The 10,100-nt window shown below is 63.6% G+C and carries 8 protein-coding genes; 7 read left to right on the plus strand and 1 reads right to left on the minus strand.

Annotation, left to right across the window (positions count from 1 at the left end):
- Positions 1-3 precede the first annotated feature (3 nt).
- Together M0534_RS13575 and M0534_RS13580 are read left to right on the plus strand one after the other, a co-directional pair.
- Entirely contained in the window at positions 4-150 is a 147-nt protein-coding gene (locus M0534_RS13575; protein ID WP_248568989.1) for a glycine cleavage T C-terminal barrel domain-containing protein, read from the plus strand.
- A gap of 220 nt (positions 151-370) precedes the next feature.
- Positions 371-1,165, plus strand: coding sequence for a PAS domain-containing protein (locus M0534_RS13580; protein ID WP_248568983.1), 795 nt, complete (start codon positions 371-373; stop codon positions 1,163-1,165).
- Between the two features lie 5 nt (positions 1,166-1,170).
- Here the strand turns inward: M0534_RS13580 and M0534_RS13585 are convergent, their stop codons facing one another.
- On the minus strand, positions 1,171-3,120 hold the full coding sequence (locus M0534_RS13585; RefSeq protein ID WP_248568984.1) for a sigma-54-dependent Fis family transcriptional regulator: 1,950 nt from the start codon (positions 3,118-3,120) through the stop codon (positions 1,171-1,173).
- A gap of 381 nt (positions 3,121-3,501) precedes the next feature.
- On the opposite strand from M0534_RS13585, the gene M0534_RS13590 reads away from it, so the two are divergent.
- Genes M0534_RS13590 through glnT form a run of 5 tightly spaced genes read left to right on the plus strand, consistent with a single transcriptional unit; the run spans position 3,502 to position 10,083 of the window.
- Positions 3,502-4,743 (plus strand): FAD-dependent oxidoreductase, encoded by a 1,242-nt coding sequence (locus M0534_RS13590; protein ID WP_248568985.1) that lies wholly within the window; start codon positions 3,502-3,504, stop codon positions 4,741-4,743.
- Positions 4,744-4,765: 22 nt separating this feature from the next.
- A complete protein-coding gene (locus M0534_RS13595) occupies positions 4,766-5,035 on the plus strand; it encodes a sarcosine oxidase subunit delta (protein ID WP_248568986.1) in 270 nt (89 codons plus the stop codon).
- A complete protein-coding gene (locus tag M0534_RS13600; protein WP_248568987.1) occupies positions 5,028-7,970 on the plus strand; it encodes a 2Fe-2S iron-sulfur cluster-binding protein in 2,943 nt (980 codons plus the stop codon). Before M0534_RS13595 ends, M0534_RS13600 begins: the two co-directional genes overlap by 8 nt.
- The gene (locus tag M0534_RS13605; RefSeq protein WP_248568988.1) at positions 7,970-8,662 is read left to right on the plus strand and encodes a hypothetical protein; all 693 of its coding nucleotides are present in this window, start codon (positions 7,970-7,972) and stop codon (positions 8,660-8,662) included. The genes M0534_RS13600 and M0534_RS13605 overlap by 1 nt, the downstream gene beginning before the upstream one ends.
- A 56-nt stretch (positions 8,663-8,718) precedes the next feature.
- Entirely contained in the window at positions 8,719-10,083 is a 1,365-nt protein-coding gene (gene glnT / locus M0534_RS13610) for a type III glutamate--ammonia ligase (RefSeq protein ID WP_248568990.1), read from the plus strand.
- Positions 10,084-10,100 lie beyond the last annotated feature (17 nt).

A 10,100-nucleotide genomic window follows, 5' to 3' on the forward strand; every position in this document is an offset into this window, starting at 1 on the left:
TTGATGCAGTCGCTGGCGCTGGTTCATCTGGACCATGGTGCTTCTGCCATTGGCACCGAGGTCGAGGTGGAAAGCGGTGGCAAGCGCTATGCCGCCCGTGTCGCACAGACGCCGTATTACGATCCCATGCGTCTGCGGACCGTCGGCTGACGGCGGTCCAGGGCGTCGACCCCAGGTGGCGCCCGCATCAGCATTTCCTCCCTCTTACTTCGGGCGGCCCGCGGGCCGCCCTTTTTTTTAAGGAAACGCTGATGTATCCCCGCGCCTGCGAATTCATCAGTGTTTCCTCAATGCGATAGCGGAGACGATGATGCGAAGCCCCACGAGGAACACCACCGGAATCCGGCCAGCAGGACACGAGGAAGTAGCGATGGCGGAGCGTCAGGCAGAGAGCACATCGACGGTGATCTCCGATGCCGATTACCAGGTCATTCTGGACGGCATTGACGGCGCCGTGCTGGTCAGTGCCGGCGCGACGATCCTCTACGCCAGTGCGCGCGCTCGCGAATTGCTCGCCCATCGGGCGGCAGACCTGACGGTGTTCGCTGATCGGGTGATCGAGGCGGACCGAATCCGTTTCGAGGCCCTGCTCCGGGAGACGGCAGGCCGGGTCAAGCTTCCACGCCGCCGCCAGATCCGATTGCGGCTCGCCGATGGCCGTGAGGATTGGTTCGAGGTGTCTGTTACCACCCGCCTACTCGGCGGGCGCCGGCTGCGGATCTGGACACTGCTCGATGTCAGCGAACGGAAGCGGGCCGAACAGCGACTCAGTGACGGGCTTGGCTCGCTGGCACGCCTGGTGAGCAACCTCCAGGGAATGGCCTATCGCTGTAGTCATAGTCGGCAGTGGGATATGCACTTTGTCAGTGACGGCTGTTTCGAGTTGACCGGTTATGCCTCCTCCGAGCTGCTCTACAGCAGGACGATTGCCTACGGGGACCTGGTCCCGGCCGAGGATCTGGAGCCCGCACTGGAGCAGGTCAGGGCAGCGGTGGCGGCCGACGAACCGTTCCGCCTGATCTACAGGATTGTGACCGCGACCGGAGAGGAGAAAACCGTGCTCGACCAGGGGGCCGGTGTGCGCGACGCCGATGGCGATGTCACCGAGTTGGAGGGTTTTATCACGGATATCAGTGGCCTGCGCGACCGCCTGGCCGCAGGGTAGATGACTCAGCGGCCGCGCGGCGGCCGGATGTTGTGTGCCTTCATCTTCCGGTAGATCGTGTTGCGGCTCACCTTGAACCGGCGCGCGATATTGGTGATGTTCCAGTAATACCTTTCCAGCGCCGCCAGCAGGACCTCCCGCTCGGCGCTTTCCAGGGGGTTGGTCTCAATCGCTGATGACTGCTGCTCGACTCGCGCTTGGTCAATGCCGCCGTGTCGCGGCGCCTGGCCGGCAGTGCGGATTTCTGTCGGCAGATCGGCGTAGCGAATGCTGTCGCCATCCCGCAAGGCCAGGGCGATCCGCAGCACGTTGCACAACTGGCGGATGTTCCCCGGCCAGTCATACCGGTCCATGGCGTCCAGGGCGGCTTGCTCGATGTTGACCGGCTGCCCCTGGTTCTCAAGCTGCAGCAGGCGCTGGATCAGTGGCCGGCGATCCGTGCGCTCGCGCAGCGGTGGCAATGTAATGCTGACGCCTTGCAGGCGATAGTAGAGGTCCTCCCGAAACTCGCCCTCGGCGATCATGGCCTGCAAATCGCGGTGAGTTGCACTGACCAGGCGGATATCGACCTTGACCGGCGTGTTGCTGCCCAGCGGGATGACCTCCCGTTCTTCGAGCACACGCAGCAGGCGGCCTTGCAGCGCAAACGGCATATCGCCGATTTCGTCGAGAAACAGGGTGCCGCCATCGGCTTGCACGATCTTGCCCCGGTTTCCCTCCCGGCTGGCTCCGGTAAACGCGCCGCCCTTGTAGCCGAACAGTTCGCTCTCGATCAGCGTCTCCGGGATCGAGGCGCAGTTCACGGCCACGTAATTCTGGTCGTGACGGCTGCTGGCCTGGTGCAGTGCCTTGGAAAACACCTCCTTGCCGGTGCCCGTCTCGCCGTAAATCAGGATCGGCAGTTCGTGATCAAGCACCCGCGAGGCCCGCCTGATATTCTCGGCCATCGTCGGATCGCCCAGTTCGAGGTCCCGCAAACTGGAAACGGGACTGTCGCCAGCCGCCTGAACCGGGCCCCGGGTTCGCCGCACAGGCCCGGATTCCCTGCCCTGGCCGATTCCCAGCAGGCTTGCATAAAAGCGGCGTCCTGCGCGCGTTTCATAGACTGCCGCCGGTGTCACCTGATGGTCGCCTTCCGGCAGGCTGTCGCTACTGATGTTGAAGGTCTCGGCAACCGTGTGATCAACCAGCTCGGCTATTACCGGAATCCCAAGATGGAAGCAGGCACTGCTCGTGGCGCCCGCGATGCGGTCGTTTACACCGACCAGCAGCAGGCCCTCGCCGGGTGCATCGACGAACTCGGGTCGACTGTGGAAGCGCAGCACGCGTTGCCGGCTGGCGCGTTGCCCGAGAAGCACCCGTTTCTCGACGGCCTCTGCGGTTAGCCTTAGCAAGGCAAGGGTGTGCGGATTGGCCAGCTCGCACGATGCGACCGCGTGCAGGCCGCCTGCGAGGGTGCCGTCCGGCTGGAACAGGGGGACCGACGAACCACTCAGACCCCGCAGGTCACGACGATAGTGCTGGTCGCCGCCGAGCTGCAGCGCGACCTGCTCGACCAGGCTGAGACCGATGGCCTGCGTTGCCATGGCCTGCTCGCTCCAGCAGGCGCCGAGCACCAGCCCATGATGTCGCGCCGCCTCATTGAACTGGCGATCACCGAAGTAGTTGAGGATGACGCCCTGCGCGTCGGTCACCAGCAGGATGTGACCACTACCGGCGATATGCCGCACCAGGCTTGCCAGTTCAATCCGCGTGGCCCTCAGCACGCCGGCCATCGCCTGCTGGCGGTGACGCAATTCCTCACCATCGGCGATTCTCGGCCGCGTTTGGTCTGACGGATCCAGGCCGGCCTGGCGGCAGCGTTCCCAGGCCCTGGCGATGCGGCGATCACCGGTCTCGGAGATGCTGCTGGCTCCTTCAGGAGGTGACGGGGTCATGGCATGGGATCCGGTCATGGTTGCTCGCGTAAGGCCAACGTGGTGGCAGGTCGCGAATCACGATGACACAGTTTGTTACACAATTCATTCCAGTCAGGCCAGTATGCCGCGCCTGACGGCAGCGCGACGCAGGATTCACGAGTTTCGCCGCCTGTTCCGTCGCATCTATGCATCATCTGTACCGGATGTGACACAGAGTGTAACGCGCGGTGGCCTTCGGCCTGTATCGGTTGGAGGCCCCGCAACGGGTCGAAAGCCCAAACCACCGCGCCTGATTGGCGCCAGCCCATGCGAACGTGAATCTTGGCACGCTTGTTGTATCAGTCAGAAACAAAGTTTCTTCAAATGAAACCTTGTGCTTTACTGTACCGCCACCGCCGAAATCGGAGATCGAGAACTATGCCTTTGGGCCTGCTGCGTTTCGCGATGAGCAAGAAACACCCGGAACCACGAATGTTCCGGGAACCGGACGCGCTGAAAGCCGCCTATGACGTGGTGATTATCGGCGCGGGTGGGCACGGCCTGGCGTGCGCCTACTACCTGGCTCGCGATTACGGGATCACCAATGTCGCTGTGCTGGAGCAGGGTTATATCGGCGGTGGCAACACGGGTCGGAACACCACGATTGTCCGCTCGAATTACCTGACGCCGGAGGGGGTGCGCTTCTATGACGAAAGCGTTCGCCTTTATAAGGACTTGTCCGAGGATTTTGACCTGAACCTGTTCTATTCGGAGCGGGGACATTTCACCTTTGCCCATACCGACAGCGCCCTGAGCACCATGCGCTGGCGTGCCGAAGTGAACAAGCACATGGGTATCGAAAGTGAGGTTGTCGACCGGGACACGATCCAGCAGGCCTGCCCGGAGCTGGATCTGGATTGCGGCGGTCACTTGCCGGTCATGGGGGCGTTGTACCATGCACCCGGTGCGGTGGCGCGGCATGACGCCGTCGCCTGGGGTTACGGCCGCGGTGCCGACCAGCGCGGTGTGGAGATCCACCAGAAAACCCGCGTGACGGATATCCGCGTAGAGGGCGGCAAGGTGGTCGGCGTGGAAACGGACAAGGGTTTTGTCCGCACCGGCAAGGTGGTGTCGGCGGTTGCCGGCTTTACCCCGCGGATCACGGAAATGGTGGGGTTGCGGACGCCGATCACGATTCAGCCCCTGCAGGCCTGTGTGACCGAGCCGCTGAAGCCCTGGCTGGACACGATCCTGGTGTCGGCGACCCTGCACGTCTATGTCAGCCAGTCGTCCCGCGGCGAATTGGTGATGGGTTCGGCGCTGGATCCCTATGAACTGCACTCCACCCGTTCAACCCTGGATTTCACCGAGTCACTGTCCGGTCATCTGCTGGACATGTTCCCGTTCCTGTCGGAGATCAAGGTCAACCGTCAGTGGGCGGGGATGGCTGACATGACCCCGGATTTTGCACCCGTGATGGGGCGCACGCCGATTGACGGTTTCTATCTGGATTCCGGCTGGGGCACCTGGGGCTTCAAGGCCACGCCCGTTTGCGGCAAGACCATGTCCTACACAGTGGCCAACGACCGCGAGCACGAGTTGATCGAGCCCTTCGGGTTGTCCCGTTTCGAGAACTACCGCCTGGTCGGCGAGAAGGGCGCCGCATCGGTGGGCCATTGAAGCTGTTGATGAGAGGAAGCCGATGAAAATCATCAATTGCCCCGTCAACGGGGCCCGGCCGTTGCAGGAATTTGCCTATGGCGGCCCGTTTCGCGACATGCCCGACCCGGCGACCGCCAGTGATGCCGAATGGGGCGATTACGTGTTCAACCGCGATGGCGCGCCGGGCGTGAAGCGGGAGTGGTGGTACCACCTGGCAAGCGGCGTCTGGTTCGTGGCCGAACGCGACACCTTGCGGGACCGCTTCCTGAAGACCTACCTCTACGATGCAGGAGACCAGGCGAATGACTGACGTACCCGCACGCCTGCCGGCCCGATCCGGCGAATGGATTGACCGCGACCGGGTCGTCGAATTCCGGTTCGAGGGTCAGGTCTATCGCGGCTACGCCGGCGACACGGTGACCAGCGCCCTGGTCGCGGCCGGACGGCGGACGCTGGGCCGCAGCTTCAAGTACCACCGGCAACGCGGTGTATTGAGCCTCGCCAACCATGACGTCAACGTGATGGTGGATGACGGCCAGCGCACCAACCTGCGGGCCGACGTCCTGCCAATCAGTGCCGGCCTGGAGCTGCAGGCGGTCAATACCAAGGGCGGCCTGACCGGGGATCGACACCGGCACATCAATCGCATGGCCAAGCTGTTGCCGGTCGGCTTCTACTACAAGACCTTTCATCGCCCGCGTCGGCTGTTCCCGTTCTGGGAGCGGAGAATCCGTGCGCTTGCCGGTCTTGGCACAATCAAGCGCGATGCGCCGCGTGTAGAGACGCCGAAACGCTACGATTTCTGTGATGTCCTGGTGATCGGCGCCGGGCCGACTGGCCTGTCCGCCGCCCTGGCGGCCGCGAACAACGGCGCGCAGGTGGTGATCGCGGACGAGAACGCACGTGCGGGCGGATCGTTGACCCACCAGTGGGCCGGCGATGCCGAGGCGGTGGAGATCCGTGAACGGCTGCTGTCCGCGGTCGACGCGCACGAGAACATCGATCTGCGGACCGGGACCACGGCTGCCGGTTATTACGCTGACAACTGGGTCGCCCTGGTTGACGACATTCGCCTGAGCAAGATGCGCGCGGGACAGGTCATCGTGGCCAGCGGCTGCTTCGAACAGCCGGCGGTGTTCCACGGCAACGATCTGCCCGGCGTCATGCTGGGCTCCGGCGCGCAACGTCTGCTGCACCGGTATGCGGTGCGGCCGTTCCAGCGTGCAGTGATACTCGCTGCCAACAGCGACGCTTACCGCCTGGCGCTGGACCTGGTTGCAGCGGGCATTGAGGTTGCGACCATCGCCGATTTGCGGACCGAGGGTGAAACCGGCCCTCTGGCCGAGCGCGTGACTGCGGAAGGCGTTGTGGTTCGCCGTGGCTGCGGTGTCTACGAGGCGCATGCGGACAAGAACGGCGAGCTCTCAGGAGTCGTTGTGGCGCCGGTCACTGCCGAAGGCGAGTTCGACCTGGGGCGTCAGGAATCGATTTCCTGTGACGGTCTGTTAATGAGCGTGGGTTGGACGCCGGCCGCGAACCTGCTCTACCAGGCCGGCACGAAAATGGATTATGCCGACGCCGTCCAGCAGTTTGTGCCGGCGGAGCTGCCGGATAACGTGCATGCGGCCGGACGTGTCAATGGCGTACATGATCTCCGGCAGCAGTTGGCCGATGGCGAGCGCGCCGGCCTCGCGGCCAGTCTTGCGCTCGGGCTTTATTCGGGCGAGGTGCCGGAGCAGCCGCGCCACGAGGGCGGCAGCCCCAATCACCCCTACCCGATTTTCGACCATCCGAAGGGCAAGAATTTTGTCGATTTTGACGAGGATCTCCAGCTCAAGGACCTGCTCAATGCCTGCCAGGAAGGCTTCGACAACATCGAGTTGATGAAGCGCTACTCCACGGTCGGCATGGGGCCGAGCCAGGGCAAGCATTCCAACATGAACGCGGTGCGAATTCTCGCCCGGCATCGTGGCCAATCGATCATGGCCACCGGAACCACGACGGCCCGTCCGTACTTCCATCCGGTGCCGCTGAAGCTGCTGGCCGGCCGCAGTTTCAACCCCGAGCGTCGCACCAGCCTGCATGAATGGCACCGCGCCGCCGATGCGCGTTTCGTGCACGTCGGTGACTGGCTGCGTCCGGAGGTCTACGGCGCCGCCGACACGAACCGGCCGCTCAATGAGCTGGTGCTCAAGGAAGTGACTGCCGTGCGCCGCGCCGTGGGCCTGATCGACGTTGGCACCCTGGGCAAGCTCGACATCCGTGGTCCGGACGCCGCCGAGTTCCTCGAACGCATCTACACGGGACGCTTCAGCAATGTGAAGCACGGCCGCATGACCCTGGCGCTGCGCTGCGACGAATCCGGGGTGGTCACCGATGACGGGATCGCCGCCCGTTTCGCTGGCGACCACTTCTATGTCACTGCCTCCACGACCCGGTCGGGCGCGGTGCTGCAGGACATGCAGCACTGGCTGATGCGCTGGGGGCTGGATGCCACCGTGGTCAACGCCACCGGGCATTTTGCCGCGATGAACCTGGCCGGTCCGTATTCCCGCCATGTGCTGGCCGAACTGACCAGTGCCGACATCAGTGACGACAGTCTTCCCTTCGGCGGCGTCGCCACCGCCACGGTTGCCGGTGTGCCGGCGCGGCTCATGCGGGTCGGGTTCGTTGGTGAGCTGGGTTTCGAGATCCACGTGCCTGCGCAGTTCGGCCCGGCGGTATGGGAGCGCGTCATGGCGGCCGGCAAGCAATTCGATATCTGCCCCTTTGGCGTCGAGGCGCAGCGGATACTCCGTCTGGAAAAGGGTATTCCGATCGTCGGCCAGGACAGCGACGGCCTGACCAATCCGTTCGAGATGGACATGGGATGGGCCCTGGCCATGTCCAAGCCGTTTTTCATCGGTCAGCGCAGCCTGCAGATCCTGCAACGCCGCGGTGCCGAACGCGTGCTCGCCGGTTTCTCGCTACCGCGAGACGGCAATGCGGCGCAGGTCCGCGAGAGCCATCTGGTGATCCGCGACGGTGAGATTGTCGGACGGGTCACGAGCGTGGCCTACAGCCCGACCCTCGACCGGATCATCGGGCTTGCCTACGTGGCTCCGGCGCAGAACCTGCCGGAATCAACCGTCAAGATCCGTGCAGATGGCGGTGTATTGAGGAGCGCTACTGTCGAGCGTCTGCCGTTCTATGACCCGGATGATCTGGCCCAGGCCGGCGTCGCAAGCCTGCAGGAGGTGTCCTGATGACCGATCCCATGCGCACCAGTCCGCTGTCGCAACAGCTTGAAGGCCAAGCGGCCCGCCTCGCCGTGGTGCAGGAGATGAACACCGTGGTCGAGGCGCGAAACGAGGCCGAGTCCTCGGCCGCGCTGACGCTTTGCGATGCCAGCGCGCTGCCGCGCTTCGGTATCTGCGGACCGCGGGCCGCGCGCTGGCTGACCGACCAGGCTGTTGCCCTACCCAGGGCGGTGCTGGGCACACAGGCCCTGCCCCCCGACGGTCTTTGCCTGCGCACCGGCGAGGCCGAATTCATCGTCGAGGACGGGCCGGAAGGCAGCGCCGCCTCCGACCTGGCCAGGGCATTGGGATGTGGTCTCGACGGTGTCTATCCGGTGTTGCGCCAGGATGCACAGATTCTGCTTCGTGGCGAACAGGCCTGCGATGTCCTGGCGCAGGTCTGCGCCGTGAATTTCCGCGCGCCGGGTGAGCGCCTTGTATTCACCCGGCTGGCTGGTGTCTCCTGCGCGGTTCTGCCGCCCGCATCCCAGCCCTGGTTTCGAATTTGGATAGACGCGACCCACGCCGTCTATCTGTGGCAGACCCTGCTGCAGATCGTGCGCGAACTGGACGGTGGCGTGTCGGGTCTTGCCAGTTTCTTCCCCCGTTGCAGCCACCGTTCAAAGTCACCCGCTCATACGAAGGAGCAGACGAAATGACAGCCTCGGAAGCAGTAGCCATGCATAGGAAGACAACGGCCTCGGATACAGCTGATATGCCGGTCCAGGCACCGGCGTTCGACAGCGTCGAGCAGGCCAAGGAATATCTCGCCGCCCACAACGTGAAATACGTCCTGGCGCAGTTCGTTGATATCCACGGTGTTGCCAAGACCAAGTCGGTTCCGGTCAAGTATCTGGACAACATCCTGACCGCCGGTGCCGGGTTTGCGGGGTTCGCAGTGTGGGGGCTGGGCATGGAGCCCCACGGGCCTGACTACATGGCGGTGGGGGACCTCTCCACCCTGCAGGTGTTGCCCTGGCAGCCCGGCTACGCCCGCATCATCTGCAACGGCCATGTCGAGGGCAAGCCCCACGCACTCGATACCCGCAATGTACTCCGCGAGCAGATCACGCGGCTGGCCGAAAAGGGCTGGATTATCAATACCGGCCTGGAGCCCGAGTTCATGCTTCTCGGGCGTGATGCCACGGGAAGTGTCCGTGTCCATGACTCGGCGGATACGCTGCAGAAGCCCTGCTACGACTACAAGGGGCTGTGTCGCAACGCCGAATTTCTGGAACGCCTCACCGAATCCCTGATCGACATGGGCATCGATGTCTATCAGATCGACCATGAGGACGCCAACGGCCAGTTTGAGGTGAACTACCATTTCTCCGACGGCCTGACTTCGGCGGATCAGCTCACCACCGTGCGCATGGCCTCGGCGGAAATAGCCCGTGATCTCGGAATGATCTGCTCGTTCATGCCCAAGCCGTTCTCGAACCGCACCGGCAACGGCATGCACATGCACATTTCGATGAGCCCGGTGGACAACCCGAAGGCCAACCTGTTCAACGATGACACCGACCCCCTGGGTATGGGCCTGTCCAAGCTGGCTTACCATTTCATGGGCGGCCTGATGAAGCATGCGCCCGCCCTGACGGCGATGTGCGCGCCGTCGGTTAATTCCTACAAGCGACTGGTGGTGGGGCGGTCGCTGTCCGGTTCCACCTGGGCGCCGGCATACATCTCATTCGGCAACAACAATCGCACCTCGATGCTGCGCGTGCCGCATGGCCGCATCGAGATGCGCCTGCCTGACTCCGCCGCCAACCCGTACCTGGCGACGGCGGCCGTGATCGCGGCGGGCCTGGACGGTATCGAGAACGAACTCGATCCGGGCAAGCCCAGCGATTTCAACCATTACGAGATGAGCCTCAGCGAATTGCACGAGCACGGCATCAAGGTGCTGCCCCAGAACCTGGGTGAGGCGCTGGATGCGCTGGACGCCGATCGGCTGTTCGAGGAGGCGCTGGGGAGCCATTTCATCCGCGAGTTCAAGGAACTGAAGCGAATGGAATGGGTGGAATACATGCGCCATGTCTCCGACTGGGAGCTGGAACGCTACGTCGATTTTTACTGAGTCTTTGGAGAACTTTG

Origin of the sequence: Methylonatrum kenyense (assembly GCF_023195885.1) — a bacterium.
In the GTDB taxonomy this organism is placed as follows: Bacteria; Pseudomonadota; Gammaproteobacteria; order Nitrococcales; family Aquisalimonadaceae; genus Methylonatrum; species Methylonatrum kenyense.

Coding starts and splice junctions, on each gene's coding strand:
- M0534_RS13575 (WP_248568989.1), top strand. CDS start 4: ATGCAGTCGCTGGCGCTGGTTCATCTGGACCATGGTGCTTCTGCCATT.
- M0534_RS13580 (WP_248568983.1), top strand. CDS start 371: ATGGCGGAGCGTCAGGCAGAGAGCACATCGACGGTGATCTCCGATGCC.
- M0534_RS13585 (WP_248568984.1), bottom strand. CDS start 3,120: ATGACCGGATCCCATGCCATGACCCCGTCACCTCCTGAAGGAGCCAGC.
- M0534_RS13590 (WP_248568985.1), top strand. CDS start 3,502: ATGCCTTTGGGCCTGCTGCGTTTCGCGATGAGCAAGAAACACCCGGAA.
- M0534_RS13595 (WP_248568986.1), top strand. CDS start 4,766: ATGAAAATCATCAATTGCCCCGTCAACGGGGCCCGGCCGTTGCAGGAA.
- M0534_RS13600 (WP_248568987.1), top strand. CDS start 5,028: ATGACTGACGTACCCGCACGCCTGCCGGCCCGATCCGGCGAATGGATT.
- M0534_RS13605 (WP_248568988.1), top strand. CDS start 7,970: ATGACCGATCCCATGCGCACCAGTCCGCTGTCGCAACAGCTTGAAGGC.
- glnT (WP_248568990.1), top strand. CDS start 8,719: ATGCCGGTCCAGGCACCGGCGTTCGACAGCGTCGAGCAGGCCAAGGAA.